This is a genomic window from Devriesea agamarum, from assembly GCF_900070355.1.
Lineage (GTDB): Bacteria > Actinomycetota > Actinomycetes > Actinomycetales > Dermabacteraceae > Devriesea > Devriesea agamarum.
The window spans coordinates 277,691-302,886 of the sequence record NZ_LN849456.1; the positions used below are offsets into that span (position 1 = coordinate 277,691).

General features: G+C 60.8%; 22 protein-coding genes. 15 read left to right on the forward strand and 7 right to left on the reverse strand.

Features of this window, described 5'->3' with window-relative positions; genetic code table 11:
• Positions 1–99: 99 nt before the first annotated feature.
• Complete coding sequence (locus BN1724_RS01190) at positions 100–516, forward strand: helix-turn-helix domain-containing protein (protein ID WP_172797058.1); 417 nt, start codon at positions 100–102, stop codon at positions 514–516.
• Between the two features lie 88 nt (positions 517–604).
• On the opposite strand, the gene BN1724_RS01195 is transcribed toward BN1724_RS01190, so the two are convergent.
• Entirely contained in the window at positions 605–1,849 is a 1,245-nt protein-coding gene (locus tag BN1724_RS01195; RefSeq protein ID WP_172797059.1) for a polyprenyl synthetase family protein, read from the reverse strand.
• Positions 1,850–2,098: 249 nt separating this feature from the next.
• Between BN1724_RS01195 and BN1724_RS01200 the strand changes: the two genes are divergently transcribed.
• The 4 genes from BN1724_RS01200 (at position 2,099) to BN1724_RS01215 (ending at position 7,237) form a co-directional block, all read left to right on the forward strand.
• The gene (locus tag BN1724_RS01200; protein ID WP_172797060.1) at positions 2,099–3,352 is read left to right on the forward strand and encodes a DUF4192 family protein; all 1,254 of its coding nucleotides are present in this window, start codon (positions 2,099–2,101) and stop codon (positions 3,350–3,352) included.
• 81 nt (positions 3,353–3,433) lie between these two features.
• Positions 3,434–4,690, forward strand: coding sequence for a homoserine O-acetyltransferase MetX (gene metX / locus BN1724_RS01205; protein ID WP_407919293.1), 1,257 nt, complete (start codon positions 3,434–3,436; stop codon positions 4,688–4,690).
• An 88-nt stretch (positions 4,691–4,778) separates the two neighbouring features.
• Positions 4,779–5,210: a universal stress protein gene (locus BN1724_RS01210; RefSeq protein ID WP_058233900.1), complete on the forward strand. Its 432-nt coding sequence runs from the start codon at positions 4,779–4,781 to the stop codon at positions 5,208–5,210.
• Between the two features lie 392 nt (positions 5,211–5,602).
• Positions 5,603–7,237 (forward strand): RNA polymerase sigma factor, encoded by a 1,635-nt coding sequence (locus BN1724_RS01215; RefSeq protein ID WP_058233901.1) that lies wholly within the window; start codon positions 5,603–5,605, stop codon positions 7,235–7,237.
• Positions 7,238–7,311: 74 nt separating this feature from the next.
• Here the strand turns inward: BN1724_RS01215 and BN1724_RS01220 are convergent, their stop codons facing one another.
• A complete protein-coding gene (locus BN1724_RS01220; RefSeq protein WP_058235656.1) occupies positions 7,312–7,527 on the reverse strand; it encodes a DUF7455 domain-containing protein in 216 nt (71 codons plus the stop codon).
• Between the two features lie 91 nt (positions 7,528–7,618).
• Between BN1724_RS01220 and BN1724_RS01225 the strand changes: the two genes are divergently transcribed.
• Together BN1724_RS01225 and hisF are read left to right on the forward strand one after the other, a co-directional pair.
• Positions 7,619–9,748 carry a DNA gyrase/topoisomerase IV subunit B gene (locus BN1724_RS01225; RefSeq protein ID WP_058233902.1) on the forward strand — a complete coding sequence of 710 codons (2,130 nt, stop codon included), beginning with the start codon at positions 7,619–7,621 and terminating at the stop codon, positions 9,746–9,748.
• 42 nt (positions 9,749–9,790) lie between these two features.
• The gene (hisF, locus tag BN1724_RS01230; protein WP_058233903.1) at positions 9,791–10,573 is read left to right on the forward strand and encodes an imidazole glycerol phosphate synthase subunit HisF; all 783 of its coding nucleotides are present in this window, start codon (positions 9,791–9,793) and stop codon (positions 10,571–10,573) included.
• A 14-nt stretch (positions 10,574–10,587) separates the two neighbouring features.
• Here hisF and BN1724_RS01235 read toward each other — a convergent pair whose 3' ends face one another.
• Positions 10,588–13,044, reverse strand: coding sequence for a DNA gyrase/topoisomerase IV subunit A (locus BN1724_RS01235; protein WP_058233904.1), 2,457 nt, complete (start codon positions 13,042–13,044; stop codon positions 10,588–10,590).
• Positions 13,045–13,119: 75 nt separating this feature from the next.
• On the opposite strand from BN1724_RS01235, the gene BN1724_RS01240 reads away from it, so the two are divergent.
• The 3 genes from BN1724_RS01240 (at position 13,120) to BN1724_RS01250 (ending at position 17,687) form a co-directional block, all read left to right on the forward strand.
• Positions 13,120–15,816: a bifunctional acetate--CoA ligase family protein/GNAT family N-acetyltransferase gene (locus BN1724_RS01240; RefSeq protein WP_058235657.1), complete on the forward strand. Its 2,697-nt coding sequence runs from the start codon at positions 13,120–13,122 to the stop codon at positions 15,814–15,816.
• 105 nt (positions 15,817–15,921) lie between these two features.
• Entirely contained in the window at positions 15,922–16,488 is a 567-nt protein-coding gene (locus tag BN1724_RS01245) for a DUF5998 family protein (protein ID WP_058233905.1), read from the forward strand.
• The gene (locus BN1724_RS01250) at positions 16,485–17,687 is read left to right on the forward strand and encodes an alkaline phosphatase family protein (protein WP_157085706.1); all 1,203 of its coding nucleotides are present in this window, start codon (positions 16,485–16,487) and stop codon (positions 17,685–17,687) included. Before BN1724_RS01245 ends, BN1724_RS01250 begins: the two co-directional genes overlap by 4 nt.
• Before the next feature lie 42 nt (positions 17,688–17,729).
• Here BN1724_RS01250 and sepH read toward each other — a convergent pair whose 3' ends face one another.
• Complete coding sequence (gene sepH, locus BN1724_RS01255) at positions 17,730–19,121, reverse strand: septation protein SepH (protein WP_058233907.1); 1,392 nt, start codon at positions 19,119–19,121, stop codon at positions 17,730–17,732.
• Positions 19,122–19,512: 391 nt separating this feature from the next.
• Between sepH and BN1724_RS01260 the strand changes: the two genes are divergently transcribed.
• Positions 19,513–19,812, forward strand: coding sequence for a DUF4193 domain-containing protein (locus BN1724_RS01260; RefSeq protein ID WP_058233908.1), 300 nt, complete (start codon positions 19,513–19,515; stop codon positions 19,810–19,812).
• Between the two features lie 378 nt (positions 19,813–20,190).
• On the opposite strand, the gene BN1724_RS01265 is transcribed toward BN1724_RS01260, so the two are convergent.
• Positions 20,191–20,742, reverse strand: a complete 552-nt coding sequence (locus BN1724_RS01265) for a DUF3093 domain-containing protein (RefSeq protein ID WP_058233909.1) — start codon at positions 20,740–20,742, stop codon at positions 20,191–20,193.
• 88 nt (positions 20,743–20,830) lie between these two features.
• Here BN1724_RS01265 and dut point away from each other — a divergent pair, with 88 nt between their 5' ends.
• The 4 genes from dut to BN1724_RS01285 all read left to right on the forward strand — a co-directional run bounded on the left by dut (position 20,831) and on the right by BN1724_RS01285 (position 23,399).
• Complete coding sequence (dut, locus tag BN1724_RS01270; RefSeq protein WP_084252648.1) at positions 20,831–21,379, forward strand: dUTP diphosphatase; 549 nt, start codon at positions 20,831–20,833, stop codon at positions 21,377–21,379.
• Positions 21,380–21,417: 38 nt separating this feature from the next.
• Positions 21,418–22,191, forward strand: coding sequence for a DUF3710 domain-containing protein (locus BN1724_RS01275; protein ID WP_084252649.1), 774 nt, complete (start codon positions 21,418–21,420; stop codon positions 22,189–22,191).
• 82 nt (positions 22,192–22,273) lie between these two features.
• Complete coding sequence (locus BN1724_RS01280) at positions 22,274–22,624, forward strand: single stranded DNA-binding domain-containing protein (RefSeq protein WP_231928115.1); 351 nt, start codon at positions 22,274–22,276, stop codon at positions 22,622–22,624.
• A gap of 4 nt (positions 22,625–22,628) precedes the next feature.
• Entirely contained in the window at positions 22,629–23,399 is a 771-nt protein-coding gene (locus tag BN1724_RS01285; protein WP_084252650.1) for a DUF3159 domain-containing protein, read from the forward strand.
• Positions 23,400–23,562: 163 nt separating this feature from the next.
• Here BN1724_RS01285 and BN1724_RS01290 read toward each other — a convergent pair whose 3' ends face one another.
• The gene (locus BN1724_RS01290; protein ID WP_058233910.1) at positions 23,563–24,273 is read right to left on the reverse strand and encodes a potassium channel family protein; all 711 of its coding nucleotides are present in this window, start codon (positions 24,271–24,273) and stop codon (positions 23,563–23,565) included.
• Positions 24,274–24,397: 124 nt separating this feature from the next.
• On the reverse strand, positions 24,398–25,066 hold the full coding sequence (locus BN1724_RS01295; RefSeq protein ID WP_058235662.1) for a potassium channel family protein: 669 nt from the start codon (positions 25,064–25,066) through the stop codon (positions 24,398–24,400).
• Between the last annotated feature and the right edge of the window lie 130 nt (positions 25,067–25,196).

Below are 25,196 nucleotides of genomic sequence, written 5' to 3' on the forward strand. Positions count from 1 at the left end.
GCGTTGAGCGAAAACCGATAAGGGAATCGCGATGGCGGGTTCCGAAGCACTCAACGTCAGCAGTCGTCATCGTGGGTGCTCACGTGGCACCCTAGAGAGGTGACTCAAGATCAAAATCTCAGCACCTCGTCGAACCCGGCTCCAGCTGACGACCCAACACCCGAGGACGTTTTAGAACAGCTTGTGTCCTCCTGGCTGACTTTTCCAGATGTCGCGGAGGAGTTGGGGGTTGAAGTATCGAAAGTGCGCCGTCTAGTCGAGGACGGGCAACTTGTCGATATCCGCCGTGGTTCACCGCAGGTCCGTTCAGTACCCGCGGATTTACTGATGGATGGGGATGTTATCCCGCACCTTCCCGGAACCTTGACGGTTCTGCGCGACGCAGGATATTCCGACGCGGAACTGCTGGTGTGGCTATTTACCGATGATGAGACGTTGCCGGGACGGCCGGTGGATCACCTGCGCAAGGGACAACGAGGTGAGGTGCGACGGCGGGCCCAGGCCCTCGCGTTTTGAGCTTCGGCTAGCAGGGGTCTCGGTCCTGGCCGATACTGGTCTTGTTCGGGTCCGGCCCGGGACCGGGGCGAGCGGGCGTGAGAGGGCGTTAAGCCGTGAGGCTCGCCTCAAGTCCCGAGGTATCCGTTGCAGCCAGCAGCAGGTCGATGAGCGCTGAGGCCGCGCTCGATGTGAGCTGCTCCTGGCTGGCGCGGGTCAGCACATTGCGGGCGGTGCTGCGCAGGGTGTCGATCTCGTTGAGTACCGAAGTGGCTGCTCCCGATATGGACATGAGGTGCTGCGCCTGAGCGAGGTCGTTCGCAGAGGCCTGCGGATTCCCGATGATGCGATCGAGGTCTGCAAGGTGCTGTGGTTCATGTGCCAGTGCGGCCCGGGTACGGGATAGCAGAACCGTCCGTTTCCCTTCGGTGAGGTCGGAGGTGGAAGATTTTCCGGTGTTGGCCTGGTCGCCAAAGACCCCCAAAAGATCATCGCGCAGTTGGAACGCGGTTCCCAGGGGGATCGCGAACTGTTCGAGTGTGTGCAGCAGGTCGTGATTAGCTCCCATTGCTGCGGCTCCCAGCTGCAAAGGACGCAGCACCGTGTAGGAGACGGTTTTCCAGCGGATGACCGCGAAAGCGGCTGCTTCATCGTGGGCGCACTCGGCCAGCACGTCCTGAACAGTGGCGGTCGCGCGATCCTCGGGGCGTTGAGTGCTGCTACTACCGGGGGGACGCGTACGGAGTTGATCAGTGCCTTTGGGTATTGCACCCGCCGATGGATTGGCCTGGTGGTGATGGAATCCGTGGGCCTGGTGGAGAACATCGAGGTACTGACCAGCCATTACTTCGGTTCTCATGAGGTCGAATACAGCTCGCGCCCGGGGCAGCCCATCGAGATCTGGTGCAGCTTGCTGCTCGCTCCACGACAAGGCAAGGTCGCCGAGAATAATCGCGGTGGCCTCCCCAAAAGCCTCGGGATCGCCGTGTAAACCACGAGCCCGGTGGGCTGAGGCTGCGGCGACGTGGATGGCGGGCCGACCTCGCCGGGTGGGGGAGTGATCGATCACGTCGTCGTGGATGAGGGCAGCAGCCTGTAACAGTTCAATTGCCGTGCCGAGCCGGATCAATGCCTCATCTGAGGAGGCGGATGGCTGTGGCACCGCCATCCCGCCCCAGTAGCAGAACTGGGGCCGCAGCATTTTGCCACCGCCGAGGTAGCTTTCGAGGTCGTCGACCAGATCGCCAATCTGGTGAGAAATGGCAGTCAAATCAGTGCGTCGCCGGTTGAGGTGCTTGCTGAGCGCCTCCCGGACCCGGAAGGACACATCGTGCATGTGCGGTGTCGTGGTCATCACTGTTCCTGGTTTCGCCATCTCGAAAAGGACAATATCGCAGGTCATGGTCGCTACCGGGAGTCTGCGGTGTGGGCTGCCATCTTCTCATAAAGGCCGCTATTGCATGGCGAGACATCCCAGATCCCAGGGTTGGTCCCAGTGGGAGGCGGCGGCTTGCTCACCTATCCACAGGGTGGCTAGTGCCCGGGTATGACCGACATCAGCGGGGCTCTTTTTCTGTGGCACCTACTCCGCGAGTCTTCGACTATGGATACAGCCCCTTTTCGCACGTCGGGATCCTCCCTGGCAGCCCACGACCCGTCTGAACTCCTCGCATACGCCGTGCTCGCATGCGGATCAGTGCCCGTGAACTCCCTAATCTTGATCGGATATATAGACCGGCGTGAAGCCGTAATGGTCCTACGAGTCCACCTCGGCGACCTGCCGAACGAAGACGCCTCACTCGACTCCCTTCAGCACGCGCTCACCGACGTAGCCGATGCCTTGCGTCACCGCGGGTGCACAGGTGCCCTAATGCTCATGATCGGATCGGCCCCGTACGGCAATGCCACAGCGGTCGAACCTAACGATGAAAGCCTCGAACCTTTAGCAGAAGCGATTGCTGACCTCGCAGTGCGTGCGGTGCCGCTGATACAGGCCTTCTGGCAGGGGATGGGGGTAGACATCCCGACCTGTTGGTGCATCGAATCTGGTCGCATCCTCAGCGTCTCCAGTGACGGATCATTGAGCCTGAAACCGGCTCGCGCCCTGATTCCCTGGATGGACACTCGGTACGCCGCCGCGACCGTGGCACGCGGGATTCCGTTACCTCCGCTACGACTGACGGACCCATACATCCCCAGTGAACAACACCGTCGTATACAACACCTGGTCTATGCCGAGGAAGCCCCGGGATGCACCCTTGAACCCCGTCGAGCCTGGGAGAGATTCGTGACCGCTCGCCGAACAGTGGGCAGTCAATGGCCACCCGCGACAGACACGGAGACCACGGATTCAACTATGGATACCGAGGCTCCTATGGCCATGTGTGAACGTATACGGACGTTGATGACCAGCATTATTGAGACCTCCGCGCGAGACGATCTGATCGCATATTTCGTGCAGCTGTCGGCCATGACACCGCTGACTGAATCGGACGCGATCAAAGGTTTGGTCAGGGATCCAATGCTTCATCCCCACCCCTATCTTTGCGCAGGTGGAAGCTGGGATGACGACCTTGCAGCCCTCGTGGCAATCGGCGTCCCTTCCCCAGAAATAACCCCGCATCAAGCCGGACACACCCTGGTGGGCGGGTGGGCACAAGCGGCTGCCGTGCACGCTTTGTTGGCATGGTGGGATGCCCGGCTTGCGACCGCTTCCCAGCGAGCTCTGAAGGTGCTTACCCATGTGCCGGGCCACCCTCTGGCACGATTGGTGCTCCAGCTAACGGAGACAGGTCTTCTTCCCGCCTGGGCAGAGCATCTTATGTCCCCAACCTGTCGCCGCTCCGCGCTGCTGTGATCGAGAAAGGCTCTACCTCGCCGGGGCCAACCGCGATCGACTCTCTCCGCCCCATCTAGCCGAGACAGGAGTGACACGCCGTTGAGCGTTATCGAGAATATTCGCCGCAACGCGCCCCTCGGATCGGCCGCAGACCTGGGGCAACAACAAACTGCTTCCACGAGCCGAAGGAGCCGGCCTGCGGACCAAAGACCAACGGGAGCATGGCTCGCCGGAGATCCCATCGGCCATCGCCAGTTCGCACATGTTGGAGACTTGCCGCTCGAGAACGGTCATACTCTCCCGGACGTGCAGGTCGCATATGAGACGTGGGGAACCTACCGACCCGACGCCCCCAATGCCGTCCTCGTGCTGCACGCGCTGACCGGTGACTCCCACGTCACTGGCCCGGCAGGCCCCGGTCACCCCACTCCCGGCTGGTGGGATGACTTAGTAGGGCCGGGAAAACCGCTGGATCCCGCGCGTTGGTTCATCGTCGCCCCCAATGTGCTCGGAGGCTGCCAGGGAAGCACCGGACCATCCTCATTAGGCCCCGACGGAAACCCCTGGGGGTCGCGTTTTCCGATCCTCACGGTGCGCGATCAAGTGTCCGCGGAAAATAGGCTGCGCGAACACCTTGGAATTGCGGCCTGGTCCCTGGTGATCGGCGGATCAATGGGCGGGATGAGAGCCTTGGAATGGGCCATTACTCATCCCACTCAGGTACAGCGCTTAGCACTCATCGCGACCACGGCCTGTTCAAGCGCCGACCAAATCGCGTGGAATAGTGCCCAGATCGAAGCCATTCGATCCTCAGCAGGATTTAACGGAGGGGACTACTATCACGACCGCGGCGACGGGCCATCGGCAGGTCTCGGCATCGCCCGGAGAATCGCCCACATCACCTATCGCACGGCAGATGAGCTCGATCAACGCTTTGGACAGCGGTCCCAAACCGGCGAGGACCCCTCCGACCACGACGGTCGCCATGCAGTGACCTCATATCTCGATCACCACGCCGACAAGCTGATCCGAAGGTTCGACGCCAACAGCTATATAGCGTTGGTGCGGGCGATGAATACCCATGATGTCGGCCGCCACCGAGGAGGCGTTGAAGCGGCATTGTCACAGGTCACGGCCCGCACACTGGTCGTCGGTATCGATACAGACCGGCTATTTCCCTATCGGCAGAGTCAGCGCATAGCCGATGGAATTTCACAGGCAACGCTGCACCGCGTGCACTCTCCACGTGGACACGACGCCTTCCTCGCCTCCTCGCCGGAGATCTCCGAGTGGCTGCAAGCTTTAGTCGGGGATACCCTTTTCTCCAAAGGCGCGACCGACACCCAGGCCAGTTAAACGTAGCCAGCCGGGGGATTCGGCGTGTCGCCGAAGAAATGTCGATGTGGACGGGCTGCCCAACGGCCTGTACTGGAGGACGAGAAGAATGAGTATCGTCGCGGGGTATATGCCCTCCGAACAGGGAAGAGCAGCGCTCGCCGCCGCGGTACAGGAAGCTGTTGCGATGCGCACCCGCGTAGTCATCGCCGCCCACGGCTACACCGATGAACAGGGGCAGCTCACCTGTGCGGATGAAGCCCACGTTCGTGAGCTACTGGCGGATGTCTCATCGGAAATACCGCGGGCCGACACCCTGGACGAGCCGATTGTGGAAACCTCCGCGGACGTGGATGCCGGAGAATTCATGCTGGAGGTCGGTCGACGCCACCAGGCTCACATGATGGTGATCGGTATTAAACGCAAATCCCGATTTGGCAAGCTCAGCCTTGGCGCGGCTGCCCAGCGAGTGTTCGTGGAAGCGCCCTGTCCCGTTCTGGTGGTCAAGGATGCCACGTCCCGCGACGCCCCCATTGAATAAACGCCCCCATTGAATAAACGCGTCGGCGAACCATGCGGCTGTCGACCGTCAAACCCTCGGGCAGGGCTCGCACCAGATGTGATCTCTAAGCCGCCCCAAATATCTCAGCTCAGACAAAAGCCCAGGTCAAAGGATATCTTGACTGGTGCACGGAGAGCGCATCAGGGAATACTCAGATGGTCCGTCGCGTTGGCCTGGTTATAATGTACGAGTTATCGTCCTGCCCGCGGCACCGTGAACGACACCGACCATGATCGGCGTTGTGATCGGTGCTTACCGATTCTGCGCGTCTGCCAGTGGTAGACCAATCAGAGTTGACGGCATGGAGGACGACCCCACACTCCACGATCACCGGAAGAAGGATACCCGTGCCCACACCGGTTCCCCCGAGTATGCCCTCCGAGTTCGACACTCCTGCGGTGCGCTCCTTGGTTCGTCGCGTGTCCGGAGCAAAGTCGGTGACTCGATCCGGGCTTCGCGACGCTGCACTGTCGGCAGGTCTCCCCTCCGATCGGATTCTGCTGCTGGAAAAGGCGTTGGTTGCACGCGGCATCACCCTTGAGGACGATCTCGGCACCCGGGCGGTGGCTGCGACCCAGAAACGAAGCTCGGCCACGGCCTCTGTTGATGAGGATTCCGAGTCGGCTAAAGGCACCACCAAAAAGCTCGGAACGGCCAAAACTGCCGCAAAGAAAGCAACCTCCACGCGAGCTAAAAAGGCGACGACGGCCACGTCTTCTACAGCAAAAACAGCTGCGGCGAAGACGACTAAAACAGCCGCTAAAGCTGCCGCGTCGACGGCTGCCGTAGAAGCCGACAAAGCCGATGCGGAGTCGGTAGCGCCTGAAGAAGCCGCCGCCCCCAAGGCATCCGCGCGCACCACCGCGAGGAAAGCCACTGCGAAAAAGACTGCTGCCAGTGGCGCCACTGCAAAAAAGACGGCCGCCAAGAAAGCGTCCGGAACCATCGCAGCTAAAGATGCTCCGGATGAAGACGAGGCTGTAGACGCAGAGGACGTCGCGAAAACAGCGCAGGACGACGATGAACCCGAGAGCGGATTCGTGTTCTCGACTTCCGACGATGACGCTCCTGCCCAGCAGGTCGTGACCGCGGGTGCGACCGCCGACCCGGTGAAGGATTACCTCAAGCAGATCGGTAAGGTCGCGCTGCTGAACGCCGCGCAGGAAGTTGAGCTCGCCGAGCGCATTGAGGCAGGCCTGTACGCAGAGCACAAGCTCAAAGAAGACCCGTCGATCGTCAAAACCAAGGCCGGACGAGAACTCGGCATCATCGCTGAAGACGGACGACAAGCCAAGGACCACCTGCTCGAAGCGAACCTCCGCCTCGTGGTCTCCCTCGCTAAGCGGTACACAGGACGCGGGATGCTATTCCTGGACCTCATTCAGGAAGGCAACCTCGGCCTGATTCGCGCCGTTGAAAAGTTTGACTACACCAAGGGCTACAAGTTTTCCACGTATGCCACTTGGTGGATCCGCCAGGCCATTACTCGCGCCATGGCTGATCAGGCCCGCACCATTCGTATTCCTGTGCACATGGTGGAGGTCATTAATAAGCTGGCCCGCGTGCAGCGCCAGATGCTTCAGGACCTTGGGCGTGAACCCACGCCGGAAGAGCTGGCAGCCGAGCTCGATATGACGCCCGAAAAGGTCGTCGAAGTGCAGAAGTACGGTCGGGAACCGATCTCATTGCACACTCCGCTAGGTGAAGATGGCGACAGTGAGTTCGGCGATCTGATCGAAGATTCGGAAGCTGTGGTACCTGCGGATGCGGTGAGCTTCACCCTGCTGCAGGAACAGCTGCACTCGGTATTGGACACCCTGTCCGAGCGTGAAGCGGGAGTGGTCTCGATGCGCTTCGGGCTCGAGGACGGTCAGCCTAAGACCCTCGATGAGATCGGTAAGGTCTACGGAGTCACGCGCGAACGCATCCGTCAGATCGAGTCGAAAACCATGAGTAAACTGCGCCACCCGTCCCGCTCGCAAGTTCTGCGCGACTACCTGGACTGAGACCGCATACATAGAGCAAGCCCGCCCCCGGAGTATCCGGGAGGCGGGCTTGCTCTATGTATGCGTCAGAACGTTTAGTTCACAGCCACAGGCTGGGGCTGAAGACGGTCGGTCTCATCAATAACAGCGGAGGCCAGCGGACGCAGGGCATCTGCATGGGCGCGCGCATGGTGCGCACAGAATGCGAGATCGCCCCCTGCGGTCAGGGTCACCTTGACGTATGCCTGAGCGCCGCAACGATCACAGCGATCGTGGGCGGACAGAACAGGGGCTTCAAGAGTCGTGCTCATGGCAGCCATTCAAACAAATCTGGGCCAAGCACACACCTGGATAACGCCCCGGTTCGCTCACCGCGCAACCGGAAGTCAGTAGAATCCTTGGGTGTCCTCCAGTACCCCAGCTCAGCCGAAAACCTCGCCCTCCGAATACAATGCCCGGCACTTACAGGTGCTCGAGGGCCTGGAAGCGGTGCGCAAGCGTCCGGGTATGTATATCGGATCCACTGATTCCCGCGGGCTCATGCATTGCCTCTGGGAAATCATCGACAACGCCGTCGATGAGGCTCTGGCCGACAATGCCACAGATATTGCTATTCAGCTGCACGCCGACGGCAGTGTTGAAGTGCGCGACGATGGCCGCGGTATCCCGGTTGATATCGAACCGCGCACCGGACTGAGCGGTGTCGAGGTTGTGTTTACCAAGCTTCACGCCGGGGGCAAGTTTGGCGGAGGATCCTACGCGGCATCCGGCGGCTTACACGGTGTCGGTGCCTCGGTGGTCAACGCCTTGTCCGCGCGGCTAGATGTTGAGGTAGATCGCGGCGGCAAAACCTATGCCATGTCGTTTAGGCGAGGGGAACCCGGTGTTTTTGACGATTCACACGGCCGCGGTCCGCTCTCACCATTTGCCCCCTTCACGGACGGATCAGAACTGCGGGTCATCGGTAAGGTCAAACGCGCAGTCACCGGAACCAGGGTCCGATACTGGGCCGATCCGCAGATCTTCATCAAAGGCGCCCACTTCGTCTTAGACGAACTGATTCGCCGAGCCCGGCAGACGGCATTTTTGGTGCCAGGCCTGCGTCTATTCATCATCGATGATCGACTAGAACGCACCCCTGAACAGCCGCAAACTCATGAGTTCCGTTTCGACGGAGGCATTGCCGAGTTCGTTGAGTTTCTGGCCAGCGACCAGAAAATCTCTGATGTGAAGAGGCTCCAGGGATCGGGAACCTTCACGGAAACGGTTCCGGTGCTCGATTCCCGCGGACACATGATCTCGCGCGACGTGGAACGAACCTGCGACGTAGATATCGCCTTGCGCTGGGGGAGCGACTACGAAACTACGGTGCGTTCGTTCGTCAATATTGTGGCAACCCCCAAGGGCGGAACCCATCTTCAGGGCTTTGAGCAGGCGCTGGTGAAGGTGATCCGTAAACAGGTTGAAAACCAAGCTCGGCGCGTGAAATTCAACGCGAAGAACGAAAAGATTGATAAAGACGACTGTTTGGCGGGTCTGACCGCGGTGCTGACCGTGCGGCTGGATGAACCCCAGTTCGAGGGCCAGACCAAAGAAGTGCTGGGGACTTCTGCGGTGCGTCAGGTGGTCGCTCAAGTCGTCGAACGTGAACTCACCGAGTTCCTTAGCTCCTCGAAGAAAGGCGAGAAGGAACAGGCACAGCTGGTGATCGACAAGGTTGTGTCGGAGATGCGGGCCCGGATCGCGGCGCGTATGCATAAGGAAGTGTCTCGGCGAAAGAACGCACTGGAGAACTCCTCGATGCCGACAAAACTCGCCGATTGTCGCAGCAACGATGTCTCACGCAGCGAACTCTTTATCGTCGAGGGCGACTCCGCTCTTGGGACCGCGAAAAACGCTCGCAATTCAGAGTTTCAAGCTTTGCTTCCGATCCGAGGCAAGATTCTCAATGTGCAAAAGGCGTCGATCACCGACATGCTGAAAAATGCCGAATGTGCAGCCATTATTCAAGTCCTGGGAGCGGGTTCCGGTCGCACCTTCGACCTGGAAGCGGCTCGATACGGGCGCGTGATTATCATGTCGGATGCCGACGTCGATGGGGCGCATATTCGTACCCTGCTCCTAACCCTTTTCCACCGCTATATGAGGCCGCTGCTGGATGAGGGCAGGGTATTTGCTGCGGTTCCGCCGCTGCATCGGGTGGAGATTATTCACGGTGGGCGCAAACCAAATGAGTTTGTCTACACCTACACCGAAGACGAGTTGCACAAACTATTGAAGAACCTGGAACGTCGCGGAAAACGCTATAAGGAACCAATTCAACGATATAAAGGATTGGGGGAGATGGACGCTGACCAGCTGGCGGAAACCACCATGGATCCGCGCCACCGAACCCTACGCCGGGTGCGGATTGAGGATGCCGAAGCAGCAGAGCGGGTGTTTGAACTGCTGATGGGCTCCGAGGTCGCTCCGCGTAAACAATTCATCGTTGAAGGTGCTGATGAGCTCGACCGGGAGCGCATCGACGCCTGAAAAACTAGCTTCGACCAGCCGCATAGAAAGAAGGCCGAGACCATGCTCGCCACCCGAGTCATTCCCTGCCTAGATGTCGATGCTGGGCGCGTCGTCAAAGGTGTGAATTTCCAAAACCTTCGCGACGCGGGGGATCCGGTGGAACGTGCCCGTCGCTACGAGCAGATGGGCGCTGACGAACTCACCTTCCTCGACGTCACCGCCTCCTCCTCACAACGCGCCACCATGCTCGATGTGGTGCGGCGCACAGCGGAACAGGTGTTTATTCCGTTGACAGTCGGCGGCGGGGTGCGCGAACCCTTAGATGTTGACCGGCTCCTGCGGGCAGGCGCAGATAAGGTCGGAATTAATACCGCGGCGATAGCCCGTCCGCAGGTTGTGCGTGAGATATCCGAACGTTTTGGCAACCAGGTTCTCGTGGTGTCCATTGACGCTCGACGGGTCACTGATGAAACTCCGGATGGATCAGCTCGCAACGGCAGCGGATTTGAGGTCACCACCCACGGCGGGCGAAAAGGAACCGGGATCGACGCCATCGAATGGATTGCGGAGGTCTCCCGACTTGGAGCAGGGGAGATCCTGCTGAACTCCATGGACGCTGACGGCACCACCAAAGGCTTTGACCTCGACCTCATCCGTATGGCCCGGGCAGCAACCACAGCGCCGCTGATCGCATCCGGGGGCGCTGGAGCTGCTGAGCATTTTCCGCCGGCTATAGCAGCGGGCGCTGATGCGGTGCTGGCGGCGAGCGTGTTTCATTTCGGCACGCTGAGTATTGATCAGGTCAAAGGGGCGCTGGCACACGCCGGTTATCCCGTGCGCTGAAGGCGTGCTTGCTCTCAGCCGACAGCGTGCAGCGGTGCGGGCAACGGGGTTCCAGAACCGTCCCGTCGCCCCAGAGGCTCGGGAAGATCCAGCGGCGTTCCCGATTCGGTGCATGCTCGGGCCGGAACCGGGCACACCCATGCGCCGATCAGAACATCTTCTCCGCGCAGAAAACGGTGGCACCGTACCCCTGCAGTCGCCCTTCCCTTGGCCGGGAACTGATCGAAGGCACTGACCTTCAACGACCCGGTTTGAGTGCCCGGGAGGGCCGCTGAAGACCCGGCAACCGTAATGACCTCGGACAGTCGGGTCGGATCCACGGCGGAAAACGCGATGACCGCCGCTGAGGAGGATAGCTTGATCCCCGCCACCCCACCGGCAGCGCGGCCCTGCGGTCGCACTCCGGAACAGGGGAAATGCAGCAGCTGGGCATCAGAGGTCACGAAGACCAGATCTCGTTCCTGAGCAGCGGACTCATCCAAATCAATGGCGCCAACCACCTCGTCACCGTCTTTTAAGGTGATGATCTCGAAGGAATCCCCGCGCGGATAATCAGCGGTGACCCGCTTGACGACACCCGAGCGGGTTCCTAGCGCGATCCCGCCCCCCGAACGCAGATCGTCCGGGGCAACCCGAGCCAGAGCGAGCGGGCGTTCGCCGCGGTCCAGGTCGAGAAGATCCGTCAGACGAGAACCTCCGGCCAACGAATACGGGCCAGCCGTGGGAGCCAAGGTGGGAAGATCCACCACCGGTAAACGCACCATCCGGCCATATGAGGTGACCACGCCAACTTCGGAACGAGTTGTGGTCACGGTATGGGAGATGACCACGTCGTGGGTGCCGCGACTGCCGTGCGGATTGGGCTCCGTGGCATCAACCGTGCGGGCGATCAGCCCGGTTCCCGACAGCAGCACCCGGCAGGGCGCGTCCGGGATTTCCAACTGAGTTGCCGAGGCACGCGGGGTCTCTGCGGCACGCTCTAACAAAATAGTGCGGCGTGGATTGCCATGGCTCTCGGCCACCTCGGCCAGTTCCGAGGACACAATCTCGCGCAGTAAGTCCTCAGAGCCGAGGATTTCACGCAGTCGGTCAATTTCGCGCTGCAACTCATCGCGTTCAGCTTCCAACTCAATGCGCGAAAATTTCGTTAACCGCCGCAAGCGCAGTTCAAGAATGTACTCGGCCTGCATCTGCGACAGATCGAACACACCCATGAGACGGGTGCGGGCAGACTCGGCATCATCGGACGAGCGAATGATCTGGATGACCTCATCAATGTCCACGATTGCGCGCAGCAAACCGTCCACGAGGTGGAGGCGGTCACTGTGCTTACGCAAACGGAACTCAGTGCGTCGCCGGGTGACATCGATGCGATGGGCAACGAACACCTCAAGTAGTTGTTTGAGTCCGAGCGTGCGAGGCTGACCATTGACCAGCGCGACATTGTTGATACCGAAAGACTCCTCCATCGGAGTGTGCTTAAATAGCTGCTCCAACACGGCGTCCGGATTGAAACCGCTTTTGACGGTTAAAACCAGTCGCAGACCGTGTTTCCGGTCAGATAGATCCTGGTAATCCGTGATCCCTTGCACTTTCTTCGCCTGCACCGCGTCGCGCAGTTTCTCTGCGACCCGTTCGGGACCCACCAGGTATGGCAGCTCAGTGACCACGATGCCCTTTTTACGGCTGGTCACATTCTCAATCCGAGTGGTTGCCCTAATTTTGAACGAGCCCCGTCCCGTACGGTACGCGTCACGAATCCCGTCCAGCCCGACGATTTTGCCCCCGGTCGGAAGATCTGGGCCTGGCACAAAGCGCATCAGATCATCGAGGTCAGCATCTGGATGGGCTAGAAGGTGCCGTGCCGCCGCCACCACCTCGACCAGGTTGTGCGGGGGCATGTTGGTGGCCATTCCCACTGCAATTCCAGCGGCCCCGTTGACCAGCAGATTTGGGTACCGTGCCGGAAGCACATCCGGCTGCGTCAGCTGGTTGTCGTAGTTCGGTACGAAATCCACGACGTCTTCATCCAGCGACGCCGTCATCAGCAACGCGGCAGAATCCAACCGGGCTTCGGTATATCGTGGCGCGGCCGGACCATCGTCCAACGAACCAAAGTTGCCGTGACCATCGACCAGCGGCAGGCGCATAGAAAAACTCTGGGCCATGCGCACAAGGGCGTCGTAGATGGCAGTGTCGCCGTGAGGGTGCAACTTGCCCATCACCTCGCCGACCACGCGCTGTGACTTCACATGGCCACGGTCAGGGCGCAGGCCCATCTGATCCATCATGTACAAGATGCGGCGCTGCACAGGCTTCAACCCGTCGCGGGCATCCGGGAGTGCACGCGCATAGATCACCGAATAGGCGTACTCCAGAAATGACGTCTCCATTTCGGTGGCGACATCGACATCGAGGATCCTCTCCTCGTACTCCTCGGGTGCCGTTTCGGTGCGGTTGCTACGTGCCATACCTCTAATCATGCCTGAGCAGTGGGATTTCCTCGGACACCTCATGCCGCTGGCGTGCCCGGCTAGGCTATGGACATGGTGCGGATCACGGACAAAGACGTAGCGAGCCTGTTTTGGCGTCGGCCTCGCTACCCTGCGCACTGGGAGGCGGACATTGCCCTGCGCGACGGCAGCGCAGCCCACCTGCGCCCAATCCGTCCAAATGACGCCGACAAACTCCAAAGCTTCCACAAACGGCAATCACCGGAGTCCGTCTACTTTCGCTTTTTCGCCCCGATGGCCGAGCTGTCACCGCGAGACCTCAAAAAGTTCACGGTGGTGGACTACCACGATCGCGTCGCCTTGATTGTCTTAATCGGTGAGGACATCGTCGGGGTAGGTCGGTATGACCGCAGCGGGCCGCAGGAAGCGGAAGTGGCCTTTAACATCGCAGACGCATTCCAAGGACGCGGCCTGGGCTCCATCTTGCTCGAGCACCTGGTGGCAGCGGCTCGGGAACGCGGCATCCGCCGGTTTAATGCCGAGGTGCTTCCCACCAACCATCGGATGCTCGCCGTATTCACCGACGCCGGATTTGATATTCAACGCACTATTGATGACGGGGTTGTGCTGGTCAGCTTCGCCATCGATCCCACGGAGCGCTCGACCGCTGTGATGACGGAACGAGAACAGTGGGCCGAGGCGCAGGCGACAAAGCGACTGCTCAGGCCCCGGTCGATCGTCGTGGTCGGGGCATCTCGGCGCCCCCGTGCGCTTGGTCGGAGGATTCTCGACAATATCGAAGCCAGCGGTTTTGAGGGTCCGGTCTACGCGGTTAACCCCGAAGCGTTTGAAGTGGATGGGCGCACTAGCTATGCGCGAGTAACCGAACTGCCGGGTCCAGCCGACCTCGCCATTGTGGCGGTCAGAGCGGATCAATGTCTCAGCGTGATCAATGACTGCGCCGCGCATGGGGTGCAGTCGGTGATTGTGCTGTCCGGAGGGTTCGCCGATGACGGATATGACGGTGCTCGACTTCAGCGCGACCTGGTGTGTGCCGCCCGCGCCCACGGCATCCGTTTACTCGGCCCCGCCAGCATCGGGTTGTTGACGACCTCACCCGATCATCCGTTAAACGCCTCCTTAGCTCCCCGGATGCCAAAACCTGGACGTCTCGCGCTGGCCGGACAATCCAGCGCGTTAAGCGTTCAGCTGCTTGCCGGGGTTGATCGCCGCGGTCTTGGGTTCGCAACCTTCGTATCCGCGGGGAACCGAGCGGACGTGTCCCTCAATGACTGTCTGCAATTTTGGGATGACGACCCGGACGTCGAGGTGATCGGCCTGGTCATGGAGTCAATGGGTAATCCGCGCAAGTTCACGCGGATTGCGCGTCGGCTCACCCGCCACAAACCCGTGGCGGTGCTGCGTCCGCTCTCAAGCTCCATCACGACGCCACCCGGCCACCAGGTGCGAAGCTCCCGTCTTTCTCGCCGTGCTCTCGATCAGGTGCTGGCAAGTTCTGGTGTGGTGCAGTGCGAAACCATGGAACGTCTGCTGGACACCCTGGAGTTTTTCTCCTCCCAGACGGTTCCGAGCGGTGGCCGTCTCGGGTTGCTATCGAATCAGGGCGCGCTCGCCACGGTGATGCGCGGGGTGGCTCGCCACGCCGGTTTAACCGTGGTGCGCGCCAATGCCGATATCCCGGTGGTTGCAGATCTGCGACGTATCCGACGCTCCTTTGACGACATGCTGTCTGGAGGGGATCTCGACCTCGTGGTGGCAGCGTTCCTCGATCCGGTAACTGGCGACCTCAGTGATCAGGTAGAGGAAATGGTGCGCGCCAGTGAGCGCCACGGGATTCCGATTGCCCTTAGCTTGATTACCGATCCAGTCCAGTTCGATGCCATTCGTAAGCGGTTTGGTGCGAAGGTTCCGATCTACGATTCCGCGGTACGTGCCATGAATGCTGCTGCTGACGCGGTGCACTTCGGTCGGCACCGGGCTGCGCAGACAGCGCCTCGTGAACACCGAGATGATGTCAACCCTGAGGGCGTGCGCCGCCTAGTTGCTAAAGCGCTTGATGTTTCTAAGGGGCGACCGGCGCGCATGCAACCGGAGTACGCGCATAAGCTGCTCTCGCGCTACGGACTGGATGTGATGCCGAGTCGGATGGTGACCACCTTCGACGAGGCCCGCGAAGCTGCCATGGAACTCGGATTTCCTGTCGCCCTGAAGAGCTCGGACCCGGTGTTGCGCCATCGCCCTGACCTCGGCGGGGTGCGGTTAGACATCCCCGATGTGGTGCATCTACGGCATGCTTTCGAGGGGATGCGCCGCGACCTCGCCTTCAGCCAGGCGCCCTATGAAGTTCAGCGTATGGCCCCGCCTGGGGTCCCCGTGGTGATCCGCAGCGTTGAAGACCCGTCCCTTGGCCCGGTGATCTCGTTTTCCCTGGCCGGGGATGCAACGGATCTTCTCGATGACATCGCCTACGCGATCCCTCCACTGTCTCGAGACGATGTGGATGCCTTGCTGCGCGCCCCGGCTACGGCTCGCAGACTCGGCGCCTACCGGGGGCTGCCAGCCTTGGACCGTGACGCTCTGGCAGAGGTGGTGGTGCGGGTCGGTTTGCTTGCGGAGGCGTTCCCTGAGATTCGCGAGCTGGAACTGTACCCGGTGATTGTCTCGCAGCGCGGGGTGAGCATTGTGAGCGCTCATGTGGAGGTCGCCACGCCGTTGAACCGGGTGGATTCACCGAGACGAACTCTGCTATCCATGTCTGAACGGGATTGATCACCGGTCCCAGATGGGCGCCTGTCTGTGCGGGGTGTTGGCCATGCTGATATCACACGGGCTACTTTGTGCGGGCAGACCGGGGTGAGATGACAGAATATCTATATGACCGTGACGCTTCCTTCGGACCTGCACGGCGATCTTGATCGTGCAGGGTATTTCCCTCAGGCCGCCATTGCGGTGCTTGAACGGGCTATTGCTGGCGCGGAAGTGTCTGCTTATCTTGTCCGTCCGGAGACTGCTTTTGACGGCCCGGAAGTTCGACGGCATCTCACCGTCCTGGCGCTCACGCCACGGCATTTGGTGGTTGTTCATGTCGATGATGACCCCGCCGACGACTTGAACCCGATGCAGGTCATCGCCTCCACCGAAAAAGTCCGGTTATCGCGGATCGTCGCGGTGGGTCTATCCCAGGTCTTTCCCACGGATGGGTCGCGGGTTCAGGATCAGGAAAGCGAAGTGACCCTGGGGATCACGTGGGGCAATACCCGGCGGCTGGATCTGGAACGAGCTTGGTGCGATGACCCTCACTGTCAGGCCGACCACGGATACTCCGGCACCGCATCCCCGTCCGACATTGCCCTGCGCGTCAGCGCCATTGCGGATGGCGCACAAGCAGTGGCCGACGCGCTCGCCTTCCATGCGGCACTCACCGAAGCTGTTGACCTGTGAACCTGTCGTCCTCGACGAGCAGTGGCCAGCAGGTCGAGATGCCGGATGATTGGCTGCCTGCGCCGTGGACGCGTGGACAGCGGCCAGGCATTGTCGATGTGATGGCGAACGTTGCCGCACATCGCCAGGGGCGCGATGTGGTGCTGCTTCTGGATGGTCTGGGTTCCCTTCTGCTGGAGGAACATCGCGCTCACGCCCCGACCCTGCGCGCCCTAGCCCGCGATACCCGCACAATCCGCACCGTTTTACCTTCCACCACCGCCGTGGCATTGGCATCGCTGATGACGGGCGAGAGTCCCCTCCGGCACGGCATCTGCGGCTACGAGGGTTTTGACCCGGATCAACGCCGGGTGTTTTCACATCTGGCCTGGGATGACAGGCTCGATCCGCGGGTGTGGATGCCGTTACCGAATATTGCGCAACGAACTGATCGCCGCTGCATCCAGGTGGGGCCCAGAAACTTTGAAACCTCAGGCCTTACCCGCGCGCTATATCACGGGTGGGGTTTTATGGGCCATGCTGCGCATAGTGGCCGGGTCGATACGGTGTTGAGCGCGGTTCGTGCCGCGGGGCCGGATGGCCTGGTGTATGTGCATCTGCGGGATATTGACCACGCAGGGCATGTCGGCGGCACGCGCTCAGAGTCTTGGCGAACCGCTCTCGAAGATGTGGATGCCGATATTGGGGCGTTGCTTCGCCGGCTGCCGCGTGGAACCAGGGTGAGCATGCTGGCTGACCACGGCATGGTGGACACAGATCCTCAGCACATTATTGACCTGGCCAAAACGCCGCTCGCCGACGACATCGATCTGATTGCCGGCGAACCTCGCGCCGGGGTAATCGTGCTGAAAACCGGGGTGGATCCGGATCAGGCCGTCACTCGTTGGCAGGACGTACTAGGTCAGTTCGCTCACGTCATGACCAGTGAGTGTGCCCTCGCCGCAGGACTTTTTGGTCCGCCGGAGATTACTGTTTCAGAATCCATTGGCTCGGGATCCGTGGGGTCAGGGGCCACTGCCTCGGACGCTACGGCGCGCAGGATGCGTCCTCGGTTTGGGGATCTGATTGTGTTGGCGAGGCAGCGAGCAATTGTGGCTGACTCCCGCCATCACTCACAGCAGGCGATGAATCTAGCGGGTGTTCACGGCTCCGCAACCCCCGAGGAATGCCTCATCCCGCTGGTACACGTTCTCGTCTAAGCCTGGCTGATGATGCGCTGACGACGGTGCACAAGTTAGAAGTTAGCCACCTCGAGGTCCGAAAACGATCTCGTCCCAGCTGGGGACGCTGGAACGCTTGGAACGACCCTGCCCCTTGGTCTTTTTAGCGGGTCCCTTAGCGTCTTTCTGAGCCGCCGGATCCATCTCAGGCGGCAGAACCGTCTTATCTGGCGCCTTGGAGGACGTGTCCTGGGACTGAGAGTTTGCAGAACTAGGGCTGGACTCGCTGGTTGCCGAGCTGTGCGCGCTCTGGTGCGTCTGCGAATTATCACCGGTCGTGGCGGTGGTGGAGTGTGGATGCTCTAGCGGTCTGACCGGAGATACAGATAGGGGGCTTGTTCTTGCACTCTCACCGGATGCGGGGCTTGCCGCGCTGGAAGCGGAGTTGGGAGTGACTGAACTCGGCATAGCTGGCTGCGAGTTTGGGGCCAGCACCTTGGCCGGAGTCTGCGCCACGTCAAGGCTTTCCCACAGGGGCCGGACCGTGCCGGTGGTGTCCGGAAGCTGACCATTGTCAAACAGCGGTTCGGTTGTGGAATTAGTGTCGGCGCCCGGGTGGAGGCTTGATCGAGGCCATCTGCCGTTGTCCTCGGCAGGGCTGGGGGTATTGGAGGATTCGGAGGCAGAGGGCGCCGAGTTATTGGGAACCGCGCGAATACCGCGCCGCGCATTCAACGCATCCAGGGTGGCTTCGTCAATCTGCCCGGACCGCGCCGCAGGATGACCGTAGTGGCGCGGGGGGATCCGGCGAAGCGGCAGGTGCTGAGGCTGCTCAGTGACGCCGCCATCTGCTTCCACGTCATAAACCCAGCTCTTGACCGCGCTCAGCCGGGGCCTGCCCCGAGGGGGTTCCTCGTCTTCATCGTCGGTGAGCCAGCGCGCTTCATCATCGGCAGGCACTACGCTTTGACGCGTCATATCAGCGACCCATTCCGCGCTGCGCGAGCGACCCGCGGCAGTAAACACCATGTGCAGTGTCCAGGTGCCATCGGGGCGTCGCCATGCATCCCAAGTTTGCTCAGGGTCAGCTTGGCGGGTCAGTAGGCGGTCCTCGACAACGTCATTCAGGGTAGGGCCGCCTCCCCGTCCCACATGGAAGTTGCGGGCCCGTTCAGCGATAAATGCGCGTTCGGCCAGTACCGGACCTTCGTAACGTCGAATGTGGTCGACGGGTAGGCCGGAGGATGCTGCAATTTCTTCAGCATCTAGTCCGGAGCGCAGCATGGACTGAATCTCGCGAGGGCGTACCGGGGTGCGTTCGTCAGCCTGAATGGTTCCTAAAAGGGGGCGATCTCGCCGAACGGCGGCGCGAAGGGCGTCGTCAATCAGAAGCGTGTATCGCTCGCCGTCGGAGTCGGTGAGTACGACGTGGTCGCCATCGTCGTGCAGACCGGACAACTCGAGCTCTCGCATCCTTGTCCTTTCCTCGGTGCGCCTTCCCGTACGGGTCGCGGGAGTGCTCGTGCGTCGATCATAGTGGGCCGGGGCATCGGTGCAGGGGAGGCGCTACGAGTCGGAGCGGCTGAACGCTCTGGCTGATCAGCAGGCTCGATCCGCTATGCTGACCGAATCCGATCCGCCTGGGTAGATAGTCCCCACTTGTCTCCTCATGTGGGTCGGTGTGTTTCCGCTGGTCATAGGCTTGACTTGTGAAATTTCTAGAAAGCTTAAGTTTCTAATTGCATCTTTGTGGGTGGCGGTGGAATAATCACGGGTCGTTCCGCGTCACCTGACGTGCGGGCCCTGTGTCCGCCGCACGGTGCAACGAGCGCGACCCCCACTCTCTACCAGGAACGGACCATCGATGGCCACCGATTACGACGCCCCCCGCAAGACCGACGAAGACCTCGGAGAGGATTCAATCGAGGAACTTAAAGGGCGCCGCAATGAATCTTCGACCCCGTCGGTTGATGAAGACGAGGTAGAAGCCGCGGAAGGGTTTGAGCTACCCGGAGCGGACCTCTCCGGTGAGGAGCTCTCCGTGCGAGTGCTGCCCCGCCAGGCAGATGAATTCACCTGCGGTGAATGCTTCTTGGTGAAGCACCGCAGTCAGATTGATCATGTGGAGGGCAATCTGATCATCTGTAAAGAGTGTGCGTCCTGACATTGTCGGGGTCGTGCCACGTTACATGCACGTGCCTAGTGGTGGCCGGGTTGAACGGGTTTTATCGCGCTGAAGAAGCCTGACGCGGGCCCGGCCCACAGGCCGAACGCGAGGTTGGGGCCTAAAGCGTCAGTGCTTGAGGAGAACCCGGCGCGGCCTAGAGCGTGAGCCTCGCGTCGTGTGAGGACTGCTTGTGACGTGGATGATCAGCGTCTCCAGAAATTCGTGTGCCGCTGATGTATGTGACACTGATCGATCTGTGCCGCGCCGCTAATCAACCTGCGTTGCGTCCCTAAATCGCGGCGCCTGGTCATGCAGGTTTCTACCACGCGGGTTGCTACACGGGGCTTGAGGGCGTTCGCCGGCTAATACCGCCGCTTATTGCGCTGTCGATGTCTGTATGGACATGGCGCGCTGTAGCTCTTCAGGCCGCCGGGTTGAGATCAGCCAGTAGGGAGTCGGGTCTTCAGGGTCGAGGACCTCCGCTACGACAGCCCTATGCGCTGAGGCTCGAAAACAGTGGTAGGCCAGCGGTTTAATTTCTGGCCCCATCAGAGCCTGGATGCGTTCACGCTCGATGATCTCAGCTTCACCCAGCAAACTGAGCGGGATCCGGGCGCGTCCTGCCGCGATCTCAGATTTGTCCACGCGGATCACCGGCGAGGTGAACCAGAGCACCACTAAGGCGATGATGAGACCGATAATCCCCGTGATCAGCGCTGCCATCGGGGATACGGGAACCATAATCAGGCCGAACGCTGCCCCGAAAACACCGCCGATGAACCACACGAGGCCGGACGGTGTGACACGTTCGGAGAAGATGGGTTCGCTGAGGGGTGCTGGGTGGCTCTGAGAAACGTCAGAAGGGCTACTGGAGACGTGAGAGGCATCGTTGGGTGGTGAGGACGGGGGAGTGGACGAGTCCTGCATGCATCTATCGTCCCACAGCTGGGCGGTATGCGCTGGGGCAGATCATGTGACTGCAGGTCGCACCGCTAATTGTCGTATGGTTTACGGCATGACTGCACACCACCGCGCAGAGCAATCAACAGCGCTGGGCCTTCCGGTTGCCCTCATTGCCACGGAAACGTCGGGTACCCCTGAGGGCGATCATGCCGAACATCCTCGAAACGCACCTGCGCAGCCAACCCTGCCTTCTCGTGCACATCCTGATGACGCCGGCCTAGATTTGGTCTCTGCCTGCGATGTGGTGATTGAACCCGGCAGCCGCGCTCTGGTTTCCACAGGGATTGCAGTAGCGCTACCTCCGGGGACCGTGGGTATGGTGTGTCCCCGGTCGGGTCTGGCAGCCAAGCACGGAGTCACCGTCCTCAATGGTCCGGGTATTGTTGATGCCGGTTATCGCGGTGAGATTAAAGTTGCGTTAATTAATACGGATCAGCGTGCCTCGTTTGCTATCCGCGCTGGCGACCGTATTGCACAGTTGGTGATCCTTCCAGTTGTCCCCACCACGCCCAGACTGGTCTCGCAGCTGCCACAGGCAGCCCGCGGCGATCACGGGTTTGGATCCAGCGGAGGTTTCCAGACCCCGGCTGGGCAGGCGTAAGTCTCGCCAGATGAGCATTGAGACAGGCATAAAAAGGAGTGAACGCATTGGGTTTGTTTAAGCGTCGCAGCACATCCGAGGATCAGACCCAGATTGATTCGACGAACCAGGAATCCGGCATCGACGAGACGGTCGAGGCTCACGATGACCACACCCACGATCAGGCCCGAGCAGTCGACGGGAATACGACGGATGGCGACAATGAGTACCTCTGCGGCGGGCCGTGGGATGAACAGGACGCCCCAGAACGTGATCGGTTAGATCTCGGTGGCATTCACATCCCCATGATCCCGGGCATGGAATTGCGTATGGAGGTCGACCAGGCCAGCGGAACCGTCACCGCGGCTAATGTGCTGATCGAAGGATCATCGCTACAGATCCAGGCATTTGCAGCTCCTCGGTCGCGAGGACTGTGGGACGAAGTGCGCCCAGCCCTGCGCGAGAGCGTGGTTGACCAGGGTGGAACCGCAGAAGCATCTACTGGTCCTTTTGGGGCGGAACTGCTCGCGAGGCTACCGGTGCGGCGCGGAGACGGACGCACCGGATACCGGCCGGCTCGTTTCGTCGGCATCGACGGACCGCGATGGTTTGTTCGGGCCATTATCTCCGGGGCTGCGGTGGGACACCCTGACCAAGCCCGCAATATTGAACGGGTTCTGTCCGATGTGGTGGTCGTGCGCGGACGGGAAGCTATGGCACCTCAGGAACTCATCCCGCTGCATCTGCCCGGCCAGCGTCCGGGTTTAACTCCGACCAACACCCCCGGTTTGGAGCCGTTAGAGCGCGGACCCGAAATCACGGAAATCGGATGAGAATCACCCCGGTGTCACCTGTGCCGTCGGCAGATCCGAAAGGACGGATACCTTGCCCACCCGGTTGACCTTACGCTCCCGCTTGAAGGCCTTTTTTGCATCGGCGGAGTCACACGACGCCCGGCTGGCTCAGGAACAGGCCGCCAAAGCTGGATACGACAGCGTGGCTGCCATCACCGACCGCCGGAAGGTCAAGCTGATCGGGTTTATTTCCTCAATGGTTCTTCACCCCAAGCAGACAGCCGCTAGCGTGGAGGCCGACCTGAACGATGGGACCGGAACCATCACTTTGGTGTGGCTTGGCCGGCACGATATCGACGGTATTGTGCCAGGAGCTAGGCTGAGCGTCGAGGGTTTTGCGGCTCGCCGCGATGGCCGACGTGTGATGTACAACCCGCGCTACCGACTTCATCGCAGCGCTGAAGAGGACTGACGACATGGAATCGAGCCCGAACCAGAACGCGGAGCGCTTACCGAACACGCCATCTGTTGACGTGGTGTCAACCCCGTCATCACGGCTATCGACGCCGCCAGAAAGGCCCATCCGTACGGCGAGTGTGATTGCCAGCGATGAATTCTCTGTCGCCGACGCCATGGGTGGATGGCGCGGTGTGATCGAATCGGTAGTACCGACGCTTCTGTTCGTGGTGCTGTTTGTGATCCTGCGCGATGTGATGGTGCCGGGGATCTTCTCGGTTGTCGCTGTCGTGGTGCTCGCGATCGCACGCCTTATCCAGCGGCTTCCGTTGTCGCCGGTGATTGGTGGCGCGATCGGGATTGTGATCGGTGCGGTGTGGGCCATTCGCTCTGGTGACGGTTCGGACTTTTATGTGCCCGGGCTGATTTATAACGCGGTGTTTTTGGTGGTGCTGCTGGTCACGATCTTTGCGCGGACGCCCCTTATCGGGGTGCTGGTGGCGGTGCTGGATAAGAACACCTGTACCTGGCGCAACGACGACGATGCCCGCCGCACCTACACCGCAGCCACCTGGGTTTTTGTGGGGTTGTTCGCACTCAAGCTCGCTGTGCAGGCGCCGCTATACTTTGCGGGTGCAAGTGACGCGTTGGGGGTGGCGAAACTGGTGATGGGTCTGCCGCTGTTTGCGCTGACTCTATGGATTTGCTGGATGATGCATCGGGCGTTGAAGATGCGTCAACGCGGTGCGACCCCGACCGCATCGCAAAACTCCCCAGATTTGGCGAAATAGCCCCGTGCCCGCGGGGAACTCTGTGAATGGGGGAGCAGTCTCTTGCATGGGACCCTTTGACTGAAGCGAGCCCCGGGCAACGGCTTGCCGACCGGGCAACGGCTTCGCGGCGAGATAAATGCGATGAGTCTGCCGAGGGGGCGTGATGTCGTCCGGTAGTGGCTCAGTGCGAGCTAGGTTTGACCACGGGTAAAGACGCCGTGGTCGCCTCAACTTCGCGGGGGACTAAAAGCTTCTGTAGCGCTTCTTGGCTTCCGTGCTCGGCCAGGAACAGCAATTCGTCGCGTTCCTCGAGCGCGTCGTGAGCGGTGGGGGCGACAGGTTTACCGTCGCGGATAATTCCCACTAGAACGCATCCCGGGGTCCAGCGCACCGAACCGACCGTGCGCCCGATCATGGGGGAGGTTTCAGGCAGGGTGATTTCTACCATTTGGGTGTCGCTGCGAGAAAACTCGAAGATCTTCACCACCCGCCCGACGGAAACCGCTTCCTCAACCAGGGAGGTCATGATGCGCGGGGTCGAGACGGCGACGTCTACTCCCCATTGATCATCGAACATCCATTCATTGCGCGGATGCGACACCCTGGCTACGGTCCGAGGAACCCCGAACTCTGTTTTGGCGAGCAGAGAGACCACTAGGTTCACTTTGTCGTCACCGGTCGCAGCGACCACCACCTCCACCGATGCGAGGTCGGCTTCAGCCAGCACGCTCATCTCACAGGCATCGCCCTGGAGCCACTGCGCTTGCGGCACATGGGCTAGGCGTTCTGGGGTGGTGTATTTGTCGATGAGTAACACATTGTGTCGTTTACCGACTAGTTCCCGGGCTATGGAACGGCCAACGCTTCCGGCTCCGACAATGGCGATACGCATCGTTGATGTCCTCTTCTTGCTGCCCCGCGGGGCCTTGGGTCTGGGTTGCCCCGAAGGGCCTAGGGTCTATGGCTGTTGGTCCCACGGCAAGCTGTGGGCGAGAGACGGGAAAGGCGAGGTTGTCTCACCCTTCTTTATCGTCCTTGCGGTGGGCGAGAACGAGCTCAGCTTCATCAATCTCGGCCACCGGTGCCATGAGGTGGATGCGGTCGCCCTCCTGGAGTAAGTCCCCCGGGCGCACGAGCACGCCGTCGCCGAGCCGGGTCAGATAGACGACGCGACCGCGGGTGAGGCGTTCAATATCGCTGATGCAGGTGCCAGTCCAGGACGGGTCGGCATCAATCTCGTGCATGGATAAGCACCCGGAGACATCCGTGAACTCGTGCGCCGGATTCCCGGGAATCATACGGCGCATCACTTGGGCCGCGGACCATTTTACCGAGGCCACCGTGGCGATTCCTAGGCGCTCGTACACCTCCGCGCGTCGCTGGTCGTAGATCCGGGCCACCACATGTTTGACGCCGAAGGTTTCCCGGGCGACCCTCGCGGAGATGACGTTGGAGTTGTCGCCGCTTGAGACGGCGGCGAAGGAATACGCCTCATGGATCTGGGCTTCTTCCAAGGTCTCGCGGTCAAAACCGATGCCCGTTACGCAACGACCGCCGAAGGATGCGCCGAGCCGGGTGAAGGCGCGGGGATCTTGGTCGATCACTGCCACGCTGTGACCCATAGCTTCGATCTGGCGCGCTAAGGTCGCGCCGACCCTCCCGCACCCCATAATCACGAAGTGCACGATGTCTCCTTCCGCGTCGACCCGATCAGGCGACGGTGTGAATGATAGAAACTGCGCCGGAAAACGCAGCGGCCACCACATTATCCCCGTAAGGACCGTTTGCTGTCATGGAACAGGCTCGTGGACGCTA